The following is a 19,100-nucleotide window of genomic DNA, read 5'->3' as shown; positions in this document are numbered from 1 at the left end:
GGATCAGTTAAGTAAATGATTAATTCCGGATGAACATCAGCGGCACAATGGAATGGAAAAGCATTTTTTTTGTATCGCTGGGGTGGAATATGCCGTCAAATAATTTATGTTTTTTTGGTACAGCGATCAACAGGTCCAGCGCCTCCTGGCGGATTATCCCATTGATGGCTTTTTCGATTTCTTGATGATTCGGGAAATGATAGGTTGGGTGCAGATCGTCAAACAACTGATGTACATGTGTTGATTGTAATAGATGTTCTCCCGGATGATGTATATGTATTATGTGAAGCTCCGCCTGGAATATTTTCACCGTCTGTTTGATCAATTCGACCGGAATTGTTTCATTTACGTCTTTAAAATCACAGGCGAAAGCGATCTTTCTTATTTTTTTATATGTCTGGCTGGCGTCAATGCAGATCAGGGGGGTATCGAGGTGCCTGATTGCTGTAACGGTATTGCTTCCCCACGAAAGATGAGGCTTGACACTTTTTCCGGAAGTCCCCATGATTACAGCAAAAAGTTCTGTTTTTTTGCAGGTTTCTTCCAGTGCCTCAATAACCTCCTAACTGTATGATGGTTGAGATCTTTATTTTTCCTGCGGTAATGCGCTCGAGATGGAGGCGTAATCCGTCTAGCTTCCTTTTACAGTCTGCTTTTATTTCTTCCATCGAAAGCGGAAAGATCGGAGGCTCTATTACATATCCGACAGGTATCTGGTAAACATTCAGCAGCAGAAGTTCCAACTGAAGTTCAAGTGCCATTTCAACTGCATAAGTGGCAGCATTGAAAGCTGCATCAGAAAAATCAGTTGGCACAATTATCTTTTTCATGGAAATAGAGTGAATATAAAAAAGGTTGAATACACTTACGAAGTGGCCTTCTCCTTCAGGGAAATTTGGTAGCCGGTTTTTATATGGCCCCTGATCGAGTCGTACAGATATAGCAGTCCTAGTGAAGACCCAAACAGGCCGAGAATAATATTTACGTCCATGAGTGGCCGCGAGGGTGTCCGCATCAGTAGTATGCCAAATGTAATGAACAACACTCCTGTAACAAGGGGCGCATGGCGGACTTCTGTTCTGACCTTTAACAAAAGGAAGGCGGCGGTTTTGAACATTCCCAAGCAAAGGATGATCAACCCAAGGAACAGAGGGAAAGCTATAAAGGTCAGGAAAGGATTAAAGCAAAGGATCAGGGCAAAGGACAGATCCAGCGCACTTTTCGCGATGAACCAGTTCCGTTCGGCTTTCGATTGGCCATGTAAAAAAGCCGCGACCAGTAATAGTATGCTGTTCAATATTAATCCCAGCCCGGTATATTTTACCAGGTTAACATAGGTTGTAAAAGGGTTCACAAAGCAAGCGATCCCTGTTGCCAACAGGATAATGCCGCCCAGCGAGAGGAACAACCAGCCAAATCTTTTTATCCATTGCATACGTATAGTTTATCCGTATTTTGTCATGGTGAGATGTTATATTGATTTCTTCGTCTCAGATGTGCGCTCCGATACGGGATTCATGTTCTGCCTTATTGATGTTTTCTAGTCCGCTCAACAGCGCATCCGGATTAAAGGAGATGCTTGATATCCCCTGCTGTACCAGGAATTCTGCAAATGCCGGGAAATCACTTGGCGCCTGACCACACAAGCCAATCTTTACTCCCGACAGGTTTGCCTTATGTATGGCCATTGCGATCATTTTTTTTACTGCTGGATCCTGTTCGTTGAAAACCGTACTGATAACAGATGAGTCCCGGTCTACACCCAGCACCAGTTGAGTAAGGTCATTGGAGCCGATGGAGAAGCCGTCGAATATTTTGGCGAACTCTTCGGCCAGTAATACGTTGGACGGAATTTCCACCATCATATAGAACTCAAGGGTGCTGTCTTTTTCCCTGTCGAGCCCGTTCTGCTGCATAACAGTCACCACCTTATTCGCTTCCTCTATTGTTCTACAGAAAGGGATCATCACTTTTACATTTGTCAGTCCCATATCCTCCCGTACTTTTTTCAATGCTTCACATTCAAGAGCGAACGCTTCCCTGTAACGTTCGTTATAATACCTCGATGCTCCTCTGAACCCCAGCATAGGATTTTCTTCAATGGGCTCGAAGATGCTTCCGCCGATCAGGTTGGCATATTCGTTGGTTTTAAAATCACTTGTGCGCACGATGACGTCTTTCGGATAGAATGCTGCCGCGATGGTAGCAATTCCCTGGGATAGCTGATCGATGAAATACTGTTTTTTATCAGGGTATCCGTATGTCAGTTCTTCAATCCGGGTTTTGACGGCAGCGTCTGTCAGCAGATCAAACCTGATCAGGGCCATCGGATGTATCAGGATAGAATGCGTAACAATGAATTCCAGCCTCATCAACCCCACGCCATCATTAGGATAGAAGGAGAGTTTAAATGCCTGATCGGGATCGCCTACGATCAGCATGGCTTTTGTGGACGATGGTTTGGTTATTTTGCTGAAATCAATGTCCCTTGTTCTGTAACTTAAACTTCCCCTGTATACATAACCAGTTTTGCCTCCGGCGCAGGAAACCGTAATGACTTCTCCATCTTTTATTACACTGGTGGCATTGCCCGTTCCCACGATGGCCGGAACGCCGAGTTCTCTGGCGACAATGGAAGCATGACTTGTTCTGCCTCCTTTGTTGGTAACAATAGCGGCAGATCTTTTCAATACCGGATCCCAATCCGGGCTGGTGATATCAGTAACGACGATCTCGCCAGGTTTGACCTGTTCTCCCTCGCCGGGGCCCGAAAGAACGCGGGCGATACCTGCGGCGATCTTTTCTCCGACTGCATTACCTTCCGCAATACGTTGCCCTTTTTCCTGCAGTTCAAACACTTTCTGTATATACGGATTTTGTTGGGAATGCACCGTTTCGGGTCTGGCCTGTATAATAAAGATCTTTCCGGAGATCCCGTCTTTCGCCCATTCAATATCCATGGGTTTCCCATAGTGCTCTTCGATGATCAGACACCAGCGGGAAATGGATATGACTTCATCGTCAGACAAGGTGAACTGCTTCCTTTTTTCAGCAGAAGTATCAATATTGACAATGGTCTCCAGAGCAGCGGCATCATTGTTATATTGCATGGTCTTGACCTTATCACCCAGCTTCCTCTGGAGGATCGCCTGTTTGTTCAACCGGAGGGTTGGCTTAAACACAGTGAACTCGTCAGGCGTTACTGTTCCCTGCACCATGTTCTCGCCCAATCCCCATACGCCGCTGATGGAGATCACATTTTTGAAGCCTGATTCGGGTTCCAGTGTAAATGCCACACCCGAGCTGGCAAGATCGCTGCGAACCATTTGCTGAATACCGACGGATAATAACACTCTGTCATGTGCAAAGCCATTATCCTCCCGGTATTTAATAGCCCTGGCGGTATACAGGGATGCATAACATCGCTGGATGGCTTTGAGCAACTCTTCCTCGCCGCTGATATTCAGGTAAGATTCATGCTGGCCGGCAAAGCTCGCCTGTGGAAGGTCTTCAGCGGTTGCACTACTGCGGACAGCCACAGATCCAGGATGCTTTTCCTGCATACGACGATATGCATAGAGAACGGATTCACGGATGTGGTCCGGCAACTTGCCCTGTAATATTAATCTCCGGGCCTGCTCACCTGTTGCTTCGAGATCCCTGTAATTCACTTTGTCAAGTTTCCTCATCAGCCGTTGTAAGGGTTCATTTAGAGCGTTGGTGGAAAGAAATTGATCAAAGGCAAAAGCAGTGGTGGCAAATCCATCAGGCACAGGAATTCCTTTAGCTGTAAGCCTGGAAAACATTTCACCGAGGGAAGCATTTTTTCCACCCACTTTTCCAACATCCTGGATGGAGATCTGCGAGAAACCAACGATATATTTATCCATGGTTGCTGATTTTAGTGTACTGCAATTATCGGGAGATGTGCCTGCATTGCCATTCGTTTTGAATGGCTATGCGCGAAGAGTTGTGTAAACAGGTCATGCTTTTTGGGAACGATGATCAGAAGATCAAATTTGTTTTTCTCCGCAAAGTCCAGGACGGGTTCTTCGATATTCAATGTCTGGATAAAGTGATATTTAGGATTGATCTCAGCAAACAGGTCTCTTATATGTTCCGCCTGGGAAACTGTTTCTGCGTTGAATGAGCTGCCGCTTTCCGGGCTGGCGTGAATTATATGCAATTCAGCTTTGAAGGTGGTAACCAGTTCAATGATCTCTTTTACGGGTATAGTATCACGAACATTCCTGAAGTCGCAGGCGAAACCTATCTTTTTTGCGGGCGAAAATTGAGCATCTTTCGGTACGATGACCAATGGCCAGTGAAGATGCTTCATAGCGGTGATTGTTTTCGCGCCGAATAAAGTCCGTTCTATCGCAGAAGAGATTTCGGAACCCATAACCACGGCGAATGGTTTTACTTTTTTACAGTATTGTTCGAGTTGATATTCCACGGTTCCCTCCAACAGCTGTGTGTGAATGACGCAACGGTTGTTTGTTCTGGAACTGATGCTTTTTTTTAGCTCTTTCAGTTCACCTGCCGCATCGGTGACCTTGCTTGCAAAAGCATCCCCCGGCAGCGGCACATCATTATACATGATCGGCAGTGGATTGATATAGACGATACACAGATTTGCATCCAGGAAAGCAGCCATATCGGCGGCATAATTCACTGCATTCGTGGAAGCGTCTGAGAAATTGGTTGCTGCAACTATTGATTTCATGACCAGGGATGATTTAGGGTTGAATAAAAGGGATCTATAGGCCGGTGTTCAACAGGCAACTAATGAATACTGGCTTTTACTTCCGCTAACATTCATCAGTGTCACTAAAGCTATTCAATCCTGTTGAGCGAATGTTTGATCTTCATCATCTACAGGGTTGACAGTGGTCATGCTGGTGGTGAATTAAGCAAGACGGTTGATTGTTCCTACATTCGCGATTGCTGATAACGATGGTCAGCGATAAGGACGGCAGGATCATTATTTACTACGCTTACGACGTTTGAAAACATAGGCAAATCTGAGCATCTCGATAATCAGCGCCACTATCCATATGATCAGGATGGTGAACATCCATTCCGGAACAAAAGGCTGCCGTGAGATCTTCCAGGCTATCCACAGGCCGGCAATAGTCAAAACAAAGGCAGACGCATGAAATTGGAATCTTTTATAAAGAGTAGCTATTTTATGGTAGGAATAATTACGGCGCATGATTGACAAATTTAATAACAGATAATATTCATTCAAGGTGTTCTGGAGTCGTTACGGAGTTCCATGGTAAGCAAGGATAGGCACTGAGGTGGGCAAACCGGTCAGTGTTTGTTGATTTTACCGCTTTTACAAACAAAGACAGTTGCTCTCTGAAATAGACATCGGGAAGCATCCAGTCATGGCAAAGGATCACCAGGTGTCCCGGAGTGAAGAGTTTTTTTGATTGTCTGTATCGTTTTACCAGCGTGAGCATTTGTTTCGCTGAGTAGTAGCGGTTCTCGCAAGTATCGTATCTCCATTCCAGGTCCCATCCGAAAATGAAGTAGCCGATCGACGCCAATGAATCCGCTGCAGCGTTCGCATCCGGCAGATCTGTTCTTTTCCGTCCCCCGATCCTCCAGGTATTTCTTCCCGGTAAACGCACGATTCTTGAGAGCAGTTGCAGGCTGTTTTCGTTTCTTAAGATATCATTGACAACCTCAGCGGGGGCTGAATAGTACATCCTGAAATGACCATTTGCATGGGAGAAACTGTGATTGGCGATCTCGATCAGTGGCTCGTCTCTGTAGGAATTCAACTGCGCTGTCATTTTTACATTGTCCCGGATACGAAAACCTGTTACCAGTACTTCAAGAGGAATACTGTCGTTTTTTACCAGTGAATCGATGAATCGGCTACCGTCCATAGGCCCGTCATCGAAGGTCAGGTAGATAGTCAACCCGTTAGTGGTATCCGGTTTATTGTTGGGCTGAGCATAGGAAGATGGATGGCTGGTGGTGAGTAAAATCAGCAACAGCATCAGGATATATATGCAGTGTGGTGATCTCATAACAGGATTGTTTTTCCAGCGAACGGGAGACTCCATCATGTTCGTTCATGGCGGCTTTGAGAGTACGGCAATTCATTGTATCGATGGGCATAGGTTTCTTGAACGACATTCATTTTATTCGTTGGTCATGATCACTTTGAGTGATTTTGTCTCCGCCGCTTTTGAAAATGTATCATAGGCTTTCATGATCTCGGATAATTTAAACCGGTGTGTGATCAGCTGGGCTGGTTGAAGTTTGGAGGACAGCACGGTTTTCAACAGCATAGGCGTGGTGACCGTATCAACGAGACGGGTGGTGATGGTGATATTTTTTGACCAAAGTGTCTCCAGGTGAAGTTGAGCACTTTTGCCATGCACGCCAACGTTTGCAATCCTGCCGCCGGGTGCAATAATGTCCTGGCAGATACCGAAGGTTTCGGGAATGCCCACGGCTTCGATGGCTACATCCACACCAACGCCGTCCGTAAGTTCGTTGATCTTGTCGACAACACTGCCCGAGCTATTATTGATCACGTGAGTAGCGCCGAACTTTTTAGCTGTATCCAATCGGTTTTCGTCGGGATCGATCAGGATGATCTTTGCCGGTGAATAGAACTGTGCAGTCAGTAATGAGGCAAGACCGATAGGTCCGGCTCCGACAATTGCAACAGTATCTCCCGGATTGACTTTACCATTCAGCACACCACACTCAAAGCCGGTGGGAAATATATCGCTCAGCATGACCAGTGCCTCTTCATCAGCTCCGGCAGGGATCTGGTACAAGCTTGTATCTGCATGGGGGATGCGTACGTATTCAGCCTGTGTGCCATCGATCGTATTACCGAGTATCCACCCTCCATCGGCACAATGCGAGTACATTCCTTTGCGGCAATAGGCGCATTTGCCACAGGATGTAATACAGGAGATCAGCACATGGTCTCCTGTCTTGAAATTAGCCACGGATGCGCCGGTCTCTTCTATAATACCCACCCCTTCATGCCCGAGGGTGCGGCCCCCCGTCACTGTTGCCACATCACCTTTCAGGATATGAAGATCTGTTCCACAGATGGTCGTTTTATGGATCCTAACGATCGCATCGGTTGGTTGTTGAACGACGGGTTTGTCTTTTTCGCTCCAGGATTTATTTCCGGGACCATGATAGATAAGCGCTTTCATTGGTAATTTTCTCCGAATGTAATTCTCTGCTGTCTTGTATCTGCTGACGGGCGTTTCATAAGAATATGATTCCTGTCATGTGTTTGCTGCCAATCAACCCCAGGACATCCCGGCAGTCGGCCTCAAATTGTGTTACAGCCTGAGAACCGATCTTCTGCTGAACCAATAGGGGTGGTTTTTGCTTTTACCATGTCTTATATAGTGTTGCTGTTATTACTGGCATTATCAAGAAATACTGCGGTGATATGCAGTTTACCGGGCTGCGATAATTAAATGGTATACCATACTGCACTTGGTGAAAAATTAAGGCCATTTATCGCCACAATGATCTTGTGCATGGCATTGCGTTAGTAATGGGCAATGAAAATGGGTTGTGTCATCACATTGATCAGCAGGTCAGCCTCGCTGTGGCGGAAGAACCGTGAAATATTGCTGCGACCGTATGCTCCCATCACAATAAAGGAATTCTTTCGTTTAAAAAGGTAGTCAAACAAACCGTCATCCGTATTTCCTTCGATTACCCTGAAACCGATATTGGAATAATGATTTTGGATCCAGTCAAGGAAATGTTGTTTTTCTTCATTGCTCCATTCTCCATTTTTCCTGACGTGAAGCACTGTTGCTTTTTTATCATGCAGTTCCGGCAGGAGTATGGCGAATTGTTTGATCGCAAATGCTGAAGATTTGGAACCGTCATACGCAAACACGATCTCATCGATACCTTCGAATGAACCGGGAGCAATGATGACGGGGCATTCAGCGTGCTGCAGAATACTTCTGACAAATTCCGTTGGCCGTCCATCGTACAGCCTGTTGAAGGACGTGGACGCATCAACGATGATCAGGTCTGCATATCGGCTTTCTGTAACCAGTTCTTTTTCCGGAATGCCGCCGGCCAGCCGGAAGCTGCTTCGAACCGACTTACGTTCGCAACAGTCGCTGAAGTTTTCTACATTCTTTTCAATCAGCGCTTTCTTATTCCAGAAGGCTGTTCCTTCCTTATCAGCGTCCCATTCAACATGTGGTAGTCCGGGCGTTTCCCTTATCACCGGTTTTTCATCGGCCACAAAATTCTCCAGAAACATTCCGGTAATTACAGATTTTGTCAGCCGGCCAATATAACAGGCAAAATCGATTGCCTGTGAATCGGGTTTGGTTGCATCAACTGCCAGGAGTATCCTTTTCATATGAAATCTATTTAGTGAAGAATTTTAATGTTATTGATGCGCAATAAATACGGGCATGTAGTGTTCGTTAATGGCTTCTGCGATGAAACTTTTTCGGAATAACATCGATAAGCCAGACCGGCCAAAGGACCCGCTTACCAGGATGGCATCATTATTTTCCATCAGCCAGCTTGAGAAGAAGTTCCTGTTTGGGATCACGAGCCGTTGCCAGTTCACGTTCTTAAAATGGGATTCAATGAATTCCCTGATCTCTGTATCGTAGGGCCATTCCCGCCCGGCCTGCGGTGTTGCGTAAACAATGGTTGTGGGGTTGTTAGCCCATGCGGGAAACAGGTAGGCAAATTGTTTAATCGCATACATGGAAGAAGCACTTCCATCATAGGCCAGGATGTTGGTTGACGGGGCGATTGACTTTTCGGGTATAACGATCAATGGACACTCCAGTTCATGCAGTATTTCTTTCAGGTAGTAATTTGATACTTCCGATCCCGCCTGTTTGTAAAATTCCTGGCTGCTCACGATCAGCAGATCGGCAAAACGGGATTCTTTCTTTAGTTCAGGCATCGCAAAATCAAGGTAGGTGGTATGTGTTTTACACGGTATTCCACGCTGCTGGCAATAGTCAGTAAAGCGCAGAATATTCTGTTGAACTTCCTCCGCAGTGGAATCTTCCAGTAAAGGCGCCACAACTCTTCCTTCTCTTTCTGTTGTGGCATAGCTCCACAGGCTTGAGTAGTCGACCTGTGGTAGAAATGCACCGGTGAGAAAGATGTGGTCTTTTTGATGTATCAGGTAAGCAAATTCTAGTGCAGCCTGTGAATAATGTGTGCCGTCAAATGCAAGTAAGATCTTTTTCATATTACCATGTTGTTTGATGAAGTTAATTTACCTGCTGGATCGGTTTTATGAGGACGGACAGAAGGAAGGATGATATAAGTCATGCCTGTCGCTCAACCATTGCGATGCAATGTCGTTTAAGAGATCCTCCTACAGTAGCTCGATGCCCGGGTATTGCATTTGGATGGAAGCTATTGTTGCTAATTGGTATAGTGGATTGCCAATAACAGGTCTCTGTATTTTCGGCCAACGGCCATCGCTCATCGGCCATCATCCAACGATCATGTCAGGGACAAGTATCGAATAGACTTGGCTGATCGCTTTTCAGGTAGTTTGTGTATCCCTGAGTTTTTTTCGGAAATACAATGCCATCAGCAACCACGAACCGCAGGCGCTAATGATCCAGGGCGAGGCCAGGAAAAGGAGCATGATCGAAAAATCCGGATAGATATATTCCAATACTACCACGGGAGTCATCAGGCCATGTGCAAGAAAAAACAGCCTTAGCAACTTTGCCTGATGATCACCGAGCAATGCGGGGATCAGGAACAGTACAGCCAAACCCATAAAGAGATAAGCCAACCCGTCCAGCATCCAGAATAAGGAGTGCGGGGAGAGGATTAAAACCTGGCTGGAGGCGGTTTCGTGTGATTTGGGAAGAACAACTGCCAGTTGAACAGTGTACACCATCGCCGCAAATACAACGTAGCAGATGGCCAGTGATATGGCGATCCTGCTCCAGGTTTTCCGGTTATCTGATACGAACTCATGAAGTACGTTCAGGGAGACCAATAGTGGGACACTGATACAAAAAGAAAACGCGTAGATCAGGATCTCATCGAGAGGATAGTGAAGGACGCCCGCTACCTGTAGCAATTGTGCTATACCAAAACCCAGCGTGGCGATAAAAGCTATGCTGGCGGAAACATACCCCAGGCGCACTGTATTTTGACGCATATTTTTTTTAAAAGCTGTATTGATCACAGTATTACCTCTGTTTTACGGTCACATCCATTTCACCAGGAATAGGTTAAACTCTTCCCTGAGCTGCTTGATCCGCTCTTCAAAAAAAAGCAGATCACGTTCAAGTTCTTCCTGGTCCTTATCTAGTGAAACATTGACCTTTCCTGCATGAGCTTTAACATCTTCAGCGCAAAAATGCTGGTAGGTCTTTATGCGACGGATATAGGCATCAATATTCCTGTTTTGTACTTCGAGCTGGTTCTGAAAATGCTCGACGCCTTTTAACGCTTCTTCGCGTGTGTTTTTATTAGCAACCTCTGCGAGACATTTTCCCAAAATCTCAAATTCCTCACGGTAAAATCCAAGGGAGCCCAGCCACTCATTGGATTTGAATCCAAGATTTTTTATGTCAGTATATTTCATGGTGTTGATTTTATGTAAATGTCTGTAGATACATGATAACAGATGCTGAGTCGTGTCAGCGGGTTTAATGATTGTGGTCAGTGGGCGGGGCGGACAACTTTTTCTGAAAGATTTATGCAACAGAGTGATTAAAAGCTGCCTGGCTTGGGTTCCCGTTGATTACGCAGATGACACTGTTCGTCTATGGAGCGATCATTTTTTCATCGAATAACCCTGATCCTGGAGGCGCTTCGCAGATTACGCTGATCGTCTCCGTAATATTCGAAGCGCCTCCAGGGTCAGGATTGTACATTAGCTAACGTGATCTCACTGGAGATGAGAGTATCATCTGTGTAATCAGCGGGAGCCTATAACAGGCAACTTTAATCAGCTCCCGGTCGCACAGGTGCGTTATTTGAACCGCAAGTTCAATGAGATGATGTTCGACTGCATGTCAATGTTCTTTTTATAGTGTCCATACCTCACCTCAATCATGTTGAAATGCTGTAAACCGAACAGGCCCTGTGGCGGTAACCAGCGAAGGCCTGCTCCAAAGAAAGAACTGTTGAATTTTGACAGATCATAGTTGCTCGTGTAATACGCATCCTGCGCGGTATGTTTTTCATAAGGCGCAAAATATTTGACAGATGTTTGCGTATAATACCGGTAGAACGGACTCACCGAAAGAAAAGCGTTCAGTTTCACAGGCACTTCCATTTCCGCAGTGTGTGATCGGATCCCCCAGTTGTCAGTATAAAACCTGTAGTAGCTTCGAAGGATAATGTTATCTCCGACGAAGTAATTCGCGCGTAATCCAAGGGGAAGCTTGAAACGGCTATCCGGTAGTTTTTCCTGGTGAACAGAGCCGTCGTTGAAATAAACGCGGTAGAACGGAAGACTTAAAAATCCCTGTTGCCGCACGACGTCGGCGAGTACTGCCACCTGTAGCCGCTGATTGATGATCTGCGTATAGGAAAGTGATCCGGCAAATGTATTCCTGTTCTCGCCAGGATAATGTTCATCACGTTCACCACCCGGGCGCAATTCCACAGGAGTCACCTGTTTCACCTGGTCAAGATAAACCTGTGCCTTTGCAGTGAATTCCCCGCTTTTGTTCTTTGTTTTTTTCGAGTAGCTAAGATTGCCTCCGAAAGACTGGTAGTCAAATTCTGTAGAAGACGAAAGCCCGATAGAAAAAGAGTGACCTTTCAATTCATTTTCGATGGTCCACACAGCAGAAGGATAAAATCTTGTATCGGCATGTGAGGCAGATGAATTACTTTTCAGGTCAACCTTGTCAGAGGATGCGGAAGTGTAATGATCAATACCAAGCTCCACATCCAGTGAATGCTTTCTTTTTCTCTTATCATAGCCCACTAATTTTACGTCAAACACGTTGGCTATATCAGTGAGTTTTTGCGATCCAATGCCACCGGTAACGGCAGCATTATTTCCGTTCTGGCTATAGTAGCTGGAAACGAGGTTCACTTCTTCGACCTTTAATTTTCTTGCCTGGAAGCCTGTTGAATCTCTTTGTTGCGCAATGAGCTGCGACAGCATGAAGAGTCCTGCGGCACTCAGAAATATTCTTTTCATAATGTTTAAACGGTGTTTAGTTAAAGCCGGCGCTGCCTGGCTGTACAACTGATTCTTAAATTTGCAACCACATTAGTTGCAGCCGCAACCACCTCCTGATTTGCCGGCGTTGGCGCCGGATGCGCCTTCTCTGTATGACTGGAAACTCAATTCGGTTTTTTCTACTTTCCGGTTTCCCAATGTCATTTCTCCATCATTGAGTTTGTTCTTTTGATATTCTTTGACTGTTGTGCAGGAAGTTAATGTCATTGCACTTACGCTTGCTATGACAGCGAGCATGGATAAAATCTGTTTATTCTGTTTCATTGTAATCGAATGTTTGAAGATGAATAGATGTGTTTATGATCGTCGATGATTATACAAGCCAGTCCTTTTACCTGGTTGATGAGGGAAAGGCCAGCTTTGATGCCCATGATCATGACGGGTGTGGTCATAGCATCTGCGAGTTCGGCATTCGGGGCAAGAACGGTTACGCTTTTGATACCGGTTACCGGCAATCCTGTTTTGGGGTTGATGGTATGCGAATACTTTTGACCATTGATGAGCACATATTTTTCATAATTGCCGGAAGTTGCAATGGCCATATCCTTTAGCGGCAGCCAGGAAAAAACATCGGTGGCGTTGTCGGGATTACTGATGCCGACCGTCCAGTCATTTCCTGATGCATCTTTTCCCCAGGCAGCAAGATCTCCGGAAGCGTTAATGATCCCGCCGGGAATTCCCTGCTGCATAAGTAAGGTCTTTGCTTTTTCAGCCGCATAGCCTTTGCCGATACCGCCAAAGCCGATCCGCATGCCTTTTTCCGGCAGGTAAACGGTGGCGGCTTGTTCATCGAGGATCACTTTGCGATAATCGATCAGGCGGACCATCCGGCGTGCTGTTTCCGGGTCGGGTAATGCGGTCATTGTCCGGTCAAAATTCCAGAGCCGCTTGTCAATAGAACCGTAGGTGATATCAAATGCGCCGTCAGTGATGCCTGATATCCGGATAGATCGTGCAATAAGATCGAATACTTCGCGATCTACCTTAACGGAGCTAATACCGGCTTTCGCGTTCACTTTATTCACCTGGCTGGACTCATCAAAAGTCGTCAGTAGTTTTTCGATCCGCTCTATTTCGTTAAATCCTGTTTCGATAAACTCATGAGCGTTCTGTTCATTGCCGGCAAGAACAGTGATCTCAAAATGATTGCCCATCAGCCGTGACGATCGTCTATATTCTTTCATTGGTCACTTAGGTGCATTTTGTATGGATTGTTTTTTTAATTCTTCGAGGAAAGCTGTTTTGCCGTTGGATGGGAACCCGTCCCATGCACGTAATACTTTTCCTTCGGCATTAAGCAAAAGCGTATAGGGAAACTTTCCCTCGGGATTGTAGCGATCTGCAAGTTCATTGTTCAATTGCTGCTGTTCTTTGCTCAGTTGGTTTTTTCTGTTGCGCGGAAAATCTGCATTCACGAGAACCAGCGAACTAGCGGCCTCGCCGAATTCGGTTGACTGCAGGATCTCTTTTTTCAGTCGCACACAGGGCGCGCACCAGTCGGATCCGGAGAAATTAAGCAGGATCAGTTTTTTCTGATCACGGGCGATGGCTGCAGCTTTACTCATATCGCTCATCCAATCCTGTGAGAACGGCAAGGCAAGGCATAACCATGCCATTAAAATATATCTCATACTTTAAGGGTGTAGTGAAATAAAATGGATAGAGAAGTGGAGTTTTTAAAGTTTAATGTTTACCAGTTCAATGCAAACGTTAAATTTTTAAACCTTTTAACTTTTAAATGAGTGAGCTGCGTCGCGGAGGCTGGAAGATCTGATCTGTAAAAAGATTTGCAGGGCCTGGATCATCGAACGGGCTTATATAATGGCTCCTGGGATCGACCGCGGGACTAACATAATCCGCAGCAGGTTTGGGCGCTGCAGCGGTCATCAGTATAAAAAAGTGATGGGACGTTTTAAACGGTAACTGCATGTCGCGTGCATAGTCGGCATCAGGGCCGTCATCCTGAACGTAGTGTTCCTGCAGGAAGGCCAGAAAAGAGATTTTCCCCTCCATACGGATGTGTTCCCGGTAATGCTGGAACAGGACGGGGATCTTGACCAGTTGTTCGATCTGGATGACCGCTGCCAGGTAGATGAGGAAAAATACTATCGCGCCGGATCTTTTCATTTATATGTATAAGTTACATAATCGTTGCAATATTCCCAATAGTTGTCTGCACATAGCTGTTAATTTAGAATTCATTAACGAGGATATGGAGTGTGAGGGGTTATTCTTCTTGAGTTAGGTCAATAAAAATCTCAATCAGATCTTATGGGCTAAGTCAATACCGGTACTAACAATGGTTATACCCCTCTGATCTAAAGTAAAAGGGAGGGAAAATAATTCCCCGGTTATTAAATTCTCTTCATAGGCAGGAGAAACGGCAGTATACACAAACATTGTAACTACCTTGAAGGCTTATTTGTTGTTACCATGACAGGTGAAAAGAAGATTTTAATAGTTGACGACGAACCCGAGCACCGTTTTATTTGCGAGACCCTTTTTAACAGCAGGGGATACGATGTTTTTACCATACCGGATTGTTCACGTTTGGTTGAAGTAATAGAGCAATATCGCCCGCGGTTGATCATTATGGATCATCATATGCCGGGTATGAATGGCGCAGACGCTATCAGAATGCTGAAAGCACATGCCGATCACAGGTCGATCCCGGTGATTTACTTCAGTGCGCATAACGAGCTTGCAGATCTGGCGAAGGAGGTTGGTGCAGATGGTTATATCAGGAAGCCATGTGAGCTTGCAGATCTTACAGGTGTCATTGAACGTTATTTTCCTTCATGACCAGTTCATCTGCGGCCTGTAGCCCCGGGATCAGGATGATGGCGGTGAAAGTCTGATCAATGCTGAGGATCTTTAATTTTCCGTTATGCTGTGTAATGATCTCGTTTGCCAGCCACAAACCCAACCCTGAGCCCTCCCCGGATACCGATCCGCGAACAAACGCATTGCGCAGTTTGTCTGTATTCAGCGATTCTTCTTCAATAGCGTTGGTGATCTGTATGCTCAACTGATTTGTTTCACCGGATGCGGAAACTGTGCAATTCAGTCTTGAACCCGGGATGCCATATTTAGTGCAATTGGTCAGTAAATTCATCAGCACGATCCGCAGCATGTCCTTATCCGCATTGATCAGTTTTCCGGCAATTTCGTTATCAAAATGAAGAGTAGGAATGAGGCGGGTTTTATGCAGGATCGGTTGAAGACGTTCAAATACCTGCAAGAGCAGTAACATTATATCAAATGGCTGACAAAAGATGGAAAGGCTGCCGGTTCTTGCCTGGCTTACCACGAGAAAATGGTTGACCACATCCTGCAATCGTACAATTTCCTCCAGTTGATTTCTTAAGAACACGCTGTTGTGTGTATCTGCATCTGGTTTAGCCAATCTTACCTCCAACTCTGTGCGTAGTATAGCCAACGGTGTCTTTAATTCATGTGAAGCAGATGCGAAGAAGCCCTGCTGCTGCCGGATGGAATCTTCTATCCGTTTCATCATGCCGTTGATCGAAGAGGTCAGTTCGTACAATTCATCTCCGGCGGGCTGCAGGTGCAGCGGCTGGGGTGAGTGAGTGGCGGTAAAGTTTTTTACGCGTTCGATCAGCAATTGTAGAGGCGATAAGATAAGCCTGAGGGTGAAATAGAATAATACTCCGGCAAGCACAGCACTTAAAATAGTAGACAACACCAGCCAGTACAATATCGTAGATAAATGGGCATAAAGCTTACTGTTTTTTAGTCCAAAAACAATTAGCTGCTTCTTTGCTGGGTTATTACTTTCAACCAGGGCGAAGCGGTAGCCCAGCGTATCTGTGATACCGGGCTTAAGCTTTGTCAGATCAGGAAACCCCGCAATAGTGCAGGTGACTGAGGTGTCTGTTCTGGCCCCTATTCTTTTCTGCAGTAAAGTGTCTTCGCGTATATATGCAATACATCTCCCGGTATCGGGTTTCGTTATTTCTTCACCAGCTTTTGTAGTGAGATACCAGTCATGATTTGAAATCAGCAGTCCTTTGATACGACGGTAATCCCAGCTATTAAAACAAAGTCCGAGGAAAAGGAAAATAATGCTAAAAATGATTGAGATCTTTCTTTTGAGCCCGATATACTTTTTCAGTGGTGACATAAGTTAGCTCTTAATGATGTCTCCCATGATCATGTAACCTCTACCAACAACTGTCTGAATAAGGGAATTAGAATTGTCTAATTCCAGTTTCTTTCTCAACTGGTACATATGTACTTCTACGATATTGCTTCCGGGATCAAAGTTGATCTTCCATACGCCTTTAAGGATCTCAGCCTTGGTTACTACCTGGTTAGGGCGATTCATCAAAAATTCCAGTAGCATGAATTCCCTGGAGCTTAATTGTATATTATGGCCGCTTCTGGTTACTTCACGGGTGAGAAGATCGAGCTGCAGGTCATCGATCTGCAGATGATAGATCGGATTTTGGGACTGCATGCGCTTTATTTTCCTGATACGCGCCAGCAGTTCTTCAAAATCAAATGGCTTTTTTATGTAGTCTATCGCGCCAAGGTCCAACGCTCGTATTACATGTTTTGTATCACTCAACGCACTTAGTACAAGTATTGGAGGTGCTTGTGATGGAATGCCCTTAAGTGTCTCCAGGATTTCGAAACCATTGTAGGTCGGCAGTAACAAATCCAGTATGATCAGATCGTAACCTCCGGAGAAGGCGGCTTTCAGCGCTGCTGCTCCATCGGTAATATGATCACAGGTATGTCCAAGATCTGTTAACCCCTCGCATAGAAAAAGTCCAATTTTAGGTTCGTCCTCTATTAATAAAATTTTCATCGGTTAAACTGGTGACACAGGGCGGATTAAAAGTTACTGGCAAAATGATTAGCTAACAGAACAGAGAACGGATGCAGATTCTAATATCTTCTTTAGGTGGCAATTCATATACCCAATTCTTTAACGCGGCCCAAAACTATCATCCGGGTGGAAAATGAGCTAAAATGATGCATTAAGATTCTTTCATTCAGATGAAGAAAATTTAATTCCTTCAGCAAAGGTGGCCATTTAAACGTCTGCATGACTATAACACCGGACCGGAACATTGGTTCGTGCAGCTCCGGAGGCGGTGATGAGCGATATTATTGCTGAATTGTGTTATCACCAGATAAGGTCTTCTGTATCAGTTCAGACAGATCGTTGAGGCGGAATGGCTTGGGTAAGGATGCATTGGCTCCGTAATTTTTGTAAAACCCGAGCTCCTGATGGTTAGCTGAGATGAGGATGACCGGTATATGTTGCAGCTCAGCTTCTCTTTTGATCTGCCGGCACATCGATCTTCCGTCTTCCTCGCCTACATTTATATCCAATATTACCAGATTGGGCTCAACTGATCTCAGAATGTTCAATCCACTTGAACAGGTGGTCGTTGTGGTGATCTCATATCCCTGCTTCTTAAGAAATGTTTTAAGAGAGATAAGCAAATCAACGTCGTCGTCAACAAGTAGAATGCGTGTCATTTAAAACAAGATTTTGTGGGACTGCCATCACAAACCAATCAACATGCCAGCTCAAAATCATTGATGATCTGATCCTGTGTTAAATGTTGTCTGCAACTTCTTCGCTAAACGTTAAACGAATTCTGGAACTTTCCGCACCCGGAGGAATATTATCCCCATTGTGTATGCAGGCCGCCCGCATAAGGCCTGGGCTGATTTCGGGCCAAACACATTGCATCGCCTTCCTCCGGCAATTTTCTGACAACCGTCAAGGTTGTATTCATCTGCGGGAATCTACAACCGGGATACTTTAGCGTGCATGTCTGGCAATCTTGCTGCGGACTTTACTCAGGGTTTCTAATCTGAGCCCCAGGTATGACGCAATATATGTGAGGGGTATACGGTTGGCCAGGTGCGACTGCGTATCGATAAAATGAAGATAGCGGTGTTCCGCTTTAGGTATGCGGACCAGTAATGCCCGGTTTTCGGCATCGTGATAATATTTCTGCAGCAACTTTCTGCCAATGATATTGAAGGCTGGAAAAGTGTCATATAATTTTTCAAGGTCCTCAAATTTCATAGCGAGTAATTCGCTTGCTTCAACAGATTGAATGTATTCTTTGGAGGCCTGTTGACCATTCAGCCCGCCGATAGAAGTGACAATTTCTCCATCGACGGTTATCCAGGTGGTGATCTCTTTTGCTCCGTGTTTTAAAAATCCGCGGATCGCACCCTTCTTGATAAAATACAAATGTCCGCAAACCATACCAGCCTTGAGCAGCAGTTTCTTTTTTGGGAGTTTTATGGGAAATAGATGATGCCGGAAGAATTCAGCAATTTCATCAGAAACTGGATGAAACCAGGAGAGTGCTGCGATGAGTTCATTCACATTCTTTATAAAACCCGGATCGTTGTTGATTGTAATCAATGATGGCTGTACGTTATGATCAAACAAGGTGGAAGGTTGTTTGCAGCAAATGTATTGTTTTTATTATTGCCGGCTTGAATTAGTAATTGTGTGTCAGCAATTAGTGAAGTCCATTTCAATAATCCGCCCGCTGAAATGGCTGACAGTGTTGCCGGACATCTTCTCTTGACCTGTAGACCGCTGGTGCCTGATATGCATTGTTAAATTCACAATTTTCCTATTCATGTATTTAACAAGCATCTATCTTTGACCTGAATTTTCATAGGATAAGGTTAATGGTTAATAAAAATATTAATCAGGAAAGCTCCCGGTTTCTACCCGGAGCTTTTTTTATTGACCCTTCTTTGGCCTGTTGGTAGCGCACATTTTTTATTGGCTGGCGTATATCCCCGCTGATTCCGCAGATTTATATCTCTTTCTCAATAATTTATCTTTAAGCGCTGATCTTCCTGG

At 45.1% G+C, this 19,100-nt stretch carries 22 protein-coding genes; 1 reads left to right on the top strand and 21 read right to left on the bottom strand.

Annotation, left to right across the window (positions count from 1 at the left end; all coding sequences use genetic code 11):
• Positions 1–19 precede the first annotated feature (19 nt).
• The 17 genes from LZZ85_RS18440 to LZZ85_RS18360 all read right to left on the bottom strand — a co-directional run bounded on the left by LZZ85_RS18440 (position 20) and on the right by LZZ85_RS18360 (position 14,353).
• Positions 20–505, bottom strand: coding sequence for a hypothetical protein (locus LZZ85_RS18440; protein WP_237874819.1), 486 nt, complete (start codon positions 503–505; stop codon positions 20–22).
• A 46-nt stretch (positions 506–551) separates the two neighbouring features.
• Positions 552–830, bottom strand: a complete 279-nt coding sequence (locus LZZ85_RS18435) for a universal stress protein (protein WP_237874818.1) — start codon at positions 828–830, stop codon at positions 552–554.
• Positions 831–865: 35 nt separating this feature from the next.
• The gene (locus LZZ85_RS18430) at positions 866–1,435 is read right to left on the bottom strand and encodes an HdeD family acid-resistance protein (RefSeq protein WP_237874817.1); all 570 of its coding nucleotides are present in this window, start codon (positions 1,433–1,435) and stop codon (positions 866–868) included.
• A gap of 55 nt (positions 1,436–1,490) precedes the next feature.
• The gene (gene ppsA, locus LZZ85_RS18425) at positions 1,491–3,890 is read right to left on the bottom strand and encodes a phosphoenolpyruvate synthase (protein ID WP_237874816.1); all 2,400 of its coding nucleotides are present in this window, start codon (positions 3,888–3,890) and stop codon (positions 1,491–1,493) included.
• Between the two features lie 11 nt (positions 3,891–3,901).
• Positions 3,902–4,726: a universal stress protein gene (locus tag LZZ85_RS18420; RefSeq protein WP_237874815.1), complete on the bottom strand. Its 825-nt coding sequence runs from the start codon at positions 4,724–4,726 to the stop codon at positions 3,902–3,904.
• Between the two features lie 258 nt (positions 4,727–4,984).
• Complete coding sequence (locus LZZ85_RS18415; RefSeq protein ID WP_237874814.1) at positions 4,985–5,215, bottom strand: hypothetical protein; 231 nt, start codon at positions 5,213–5,215, stop codon at positions 4,985–4,987.
• A 28-nt stretch (positions 5,216–5,243) separates the two neighbouring features.
• A complete protein-coding gene (locus LZZ85_RS18410; protein WP_237874813.1) occupies positions 5,244–6,044 on the bottom strand; it encodes a polysaccharide deacetylase family protein in 801 nt (266 codons plus the stop codon).
• A 114-nt stretch (positions 6,045–6,158) separates the two neighbouring features.
• Positions 6,159–7,199: a zinc-dependent alcohol dehydrogenase family protein gene (locus LZZ85_RS18405; RefSeq protein ID WP_237874812.1), complete on the bottom strand. Its 1,041-nt coding sequence runs from the start codon at positions 7,197–7,199 to the stop codon at positions 6,159–6,161.
• Positions 7,200–7,546: 347 nt separating this feature from the next.
• A complete protein-coding gene (locus LZZ85_RS18400) occupies positions 7,547–8,386 on the bottom strand; it encodes a universal stress protein (RefSeq protein WP_237874811.1) in 840 nt (279 codons plus the stop codon).
• A gap of 30 nt (positions 8,387–8,416) precedes the next feature.
• On the bottom strand, positions 8,417–9,244 hold the full coding sequence (locus LZZ85_RS18395; RefSeq protein WP_237874810.1) for an adenine nucleotide alpha hydrolase family protein: 828 nt from the start codon (positions 9,242–9,244) through the stop codon (positions 8,417–8,419).
• A 303-nt stretch (positions 9,245–9,547) separates the two neighbouring features.
• Positions 9,548–10,180, bottom strand: coding sequence for a hypothetical protein (locus tag LZZ85_RS18390; protein WP_237874809.1), 633 nt, complete (start codon positions 10,178–10,180; stop codon positions 9,548–9,550).
• A 48-nt stretch (positions 10,181–10,228) separates the two neighbouring features.
• Entirely contained in the window at positions 10,229–10,609 is a 381-nt protein-coding gene (locus tag LZZ85_RS18385) for a hypothetical protein (RefSeq protein ID WP_237874808.1), read from the bottom strand.
• 390 nt (positions 10,610–10,999) lie between these two features.
• Positions 11,000–12,184: a DUF3570 domain-containing protein gene (locus LZZ85_RS18380; RefSeq protein WP_237874807.1), complete on the bottom strand. Its 1,185-nt coding sequence runs from the start codon at positions 12,182–12,184 to the stop codon at positions 11,000–11,002.
• A 72-nt stretch (positions 12,185–12,256) separates the two neighbouring features.
• A complete protein-coding gene (locus LZZ85_RS18375) occupies positions 12,257–12,490 on the bottom strand; it encodes a DUF4266 domain-containing protein (RefSeq protein WP_237874806.1) in 234 nt (77 codons plus the stop codon).
• Positions 12,487–13,410, bottom strand: a complete 924-nt coding sequence (locus LZZ85_RS18370; protein ID WP_237874805.1) for an FAD:protein FMN transferase — start codon at positions 13,408–13,410, stop codon at positions 12,487–12,489. Before LZZ85_RS18370 ends, LZZ85_RS18375 begins: the two co-directional genes overlap by 4 nt.
• A 3-nt stretch (positions 13,411–13,413) precedes the next feature.
• Positions 13,414–13,857: a thioredoxin family protein gene (locus tag LZZ85_RS18365; RefSeq protein WP_237874804.1), complete on the bottom strand. Its 444-nt coding sequence runs from the start codon at positions 13,855–13,857 to the stop codon at positions 13,414–13,416.
• Between the two features lie 103 nt (positions 13,858–13,960).
• On the bottom strand, positions 13,961–14,353 hold the full coding sequence (locus LZZ85_RS18360; protein ID WP_237874803.1) for a hypothetical protein: 393 nt from the start codon (positions 14,351–14,353) through the stop codon (positions 13,961–13,963).
• Between the two features lie 306 nt (positions 14,354–14,659).
• Here LZZ85_RS18360 and LZZ85_RS18355 point away from each other — a divergent pair, with 306 nt between their 5' ends.
• The gene (locus tag LZZ85_RS18355) at positions 14,660–15,028 is read left to right on the top strand and encodes a response regulator (RefSeq protein WP_237874802.1); all 369 of its coding nucleotides are present in this window, start codon (positions 14,660–14,662) and stop codon (positions 15,026–15,028) included.
• Here the strand turns inward: LZZ85_RS18355 and LZZ85_RS18350 are convergent.
• The 4 genes from LZZ85_RS18350 to LZZ85_RS18335 form a co-directional block, all read right to left on the bottom strand.
• A complete protein-coding gene (locus LZZ85_RS18350) occupies positions 15,003–16,370 on the bottom strand; it encodes a sensor histidine kinase (RefSeq protein WP_237874801.1) in 1,368 nt (455 codons plus the stop codon). The genes LZZ85_RS18355 and LZZ85_RS18350 overlap by 26 nt on opposite strands.
• Positions 16,371–16,373: 3 nt before the next feature.
• A complete protein-coding gene (locus LZZ85_RS18345; protein WP_237874800.1) occupies positions 16,374–17,060 on the bottom strand; it encodes a response regulator transcription factor in 687 nt (228 codons plus the stop codon).
• Between the two features lie 302 nt (positions 17,061–17,362).
• Positions 17,363–17,740, bottom strand: coding sequence for a response regulator (locus tag LZZ85_RS18340; RefSeq protein ID WP_237874799.1), 378 nt, complete (start codon positions 17,738–17,740; stop codon positions 17,363–17,365).
• 289 nt (positions 17,741–18,029) lie between these two features.
• On the bottom strand, positions 18,030–18,647 hold the full coding sequence (locus LZZ85_RS18335; protein WP_237874798.1) for a Crp/Fnr family transcriptional regulator: 618 nt from the start codon (positions 18,645–18,647) through the stop codon (positions 18,030–18,032).
• Between the last annotated feature and the right edge of the window lie 453 nt (positions 18,648–19,100).

This window comes from Terrimonas ginsenosidimutans (assembly GCF_022012415.1).
GTDB classification, from domain to species: domain Bacteria; phylum Bacteroidota; class Bacteroidia; order Chitinophagales; family Chitinophagaceae; genus Terrimonas_A; species Terrimonas_A ginsenosidimutans.
Note: the sequence above shows the minus strand (reverse complement) of the source record. Positions and strands in the feature narration are given on the sequence as shown.

Coding starts and splice junctions, on each gene's coding strand:
- LZZ85_RS18440 (WP_237874819.1), bottom strand. CDS start 505: ATGGGGACTTCCGGAAAAAGTGTCAAGCCTCATCTTTCGTGGGGAAGC.
- LZZ85_RS18435 (WP_237874818.1), bottom strand. CDS start 830: ATGAAAAAGATAATTGTGCCAACTGATTTTTCTGATGCAGCTTTCAAT.
- LZZ85_RS18430 (WP_237874817.1), bottom strand. CDS start 1,435: ATGCAATGGATAAAAAGATTTGGCTGGTTGTTCCTCTCGCTGGGCGGC.
- ppsA (WP_237874816.1), bottom strand. CDS start 3,890: ATGGATAAATATATCGTTGGTTTCTCGCAGATCTCCATCCAGGATGTT.
- LZZ85_RS18420 (WP_237874815.1), bottom strand. CDS start 4,726: ATGAAATCAATAGTTGCAGCAACCAATTTCTCAGACGCTTCCACGAAT.
- LZZ85_RS18415 (WP_237874814.1), bottom strand. CDS start 5,215: ATGCGCCGTAATTATTCCTACCATAAAATAGCTACTCTTTATAAAAGA.
- LZZ85_RS18410 (WP_237874813.1), bottom strand. CDS start 6,044: ATGAGATCACCACACTGCATATATATCCTGATGCTGTTGCTGATTTTA.
- LZZ85_RS18405 (WP_237874812.1), bottom strand. CDS start 7,199: ATGAAAGCGCTTATCTATCATGGTCCCGGAAATAAATCCTGGAGCGAA.
- LZZ85_RS18400 (WP_237874811.1), bottom strand. CDS start 8,386: ATGAAAAGGATACTCCTGGCAGTTGATGCAACCAAACCCGATTCACAG.
- LZZ85_RS18395 (WP_237874810.1), bottom strand. CDS start 9,244: ATGAAAAAGATCTTACTTGCATTTGACGGCACACATTATTCACAGGCT.
- LZZ85_RS18390 (WP_237874809.1), bottom strand. CDS start 10,180: ATGCGTCAAAATACAGTGCGCCTGGGGTATGTTTCCGCCAGCATAGCT.
- LZZ85_RS18385 (WP_237874808.1), bottom strand. CDS start 10,609: ATGAAATATACTGACATAAAAAATCTTGGATTCAAATCCAATGAGTGG.
- LZZ85_RS18380 (WP_237874807.1), bottom strand. CDS start 12,184: ATGAAAAGAATATTTCTGAGTGCCGCAGGACTCTTCATGCTGTCGCAG.
- LZZ85_RS18375 (WP_237874806.1), bottom strand. CDS start 12,490: ATGAAACAGAATAAACAGATTTTATCCATGCTCGCTGTCATAGCAAGC.
- LZZ85_RS18370 (WP_237874805.1), bottom strand. CDS start 13,410: ATGAAAGAATATAGACGATCGTCACGGCTGATGGGCAATCATTTTGAG.
- LZZ85_RS18365 (WP_237874804.1), bottom strand. CDS start 13,857: ATGAGATATATTTTAATGGCATGGTTATGCCTTGCCTTGCCGTTCTCA.
- LZZ85_RS18360 (WP_237874803.1), bottom strand. CDS start 14,353: ATGAAAAGATCCGGCGCGATAGTATTTTTCCTCATCTACCTGGCAGCG.
- LZZ85_RS18355 (WP_237874802.1), top strand. CDS start 14,660: ATGACAGGTGAAAAGAAGATTTTAATAGTTGACGACGAACCCGAGCAC.
- LZZ85_RS18350 (WP_237874801.1), bottom strand. CDS start 16,370: ATGTCACCACTGAAAAAGTATATCGGGCTCAAAAGAAAGATCTCAATC.
- LZZ85_RS18345 (WP_237874800.1), bottom strand. CDS start 17,060: ATGAAAATTTTATTAATAGAGGACGAACCTAAAATTGGACTTTTTCTA.
- LZZ85_RS18340 (WP_237874799.1), bottom strand. CDS start 17,740: ATGACACGCATTCTACTTGTTGACGACGACGTTGATTTGCTTATCTCT.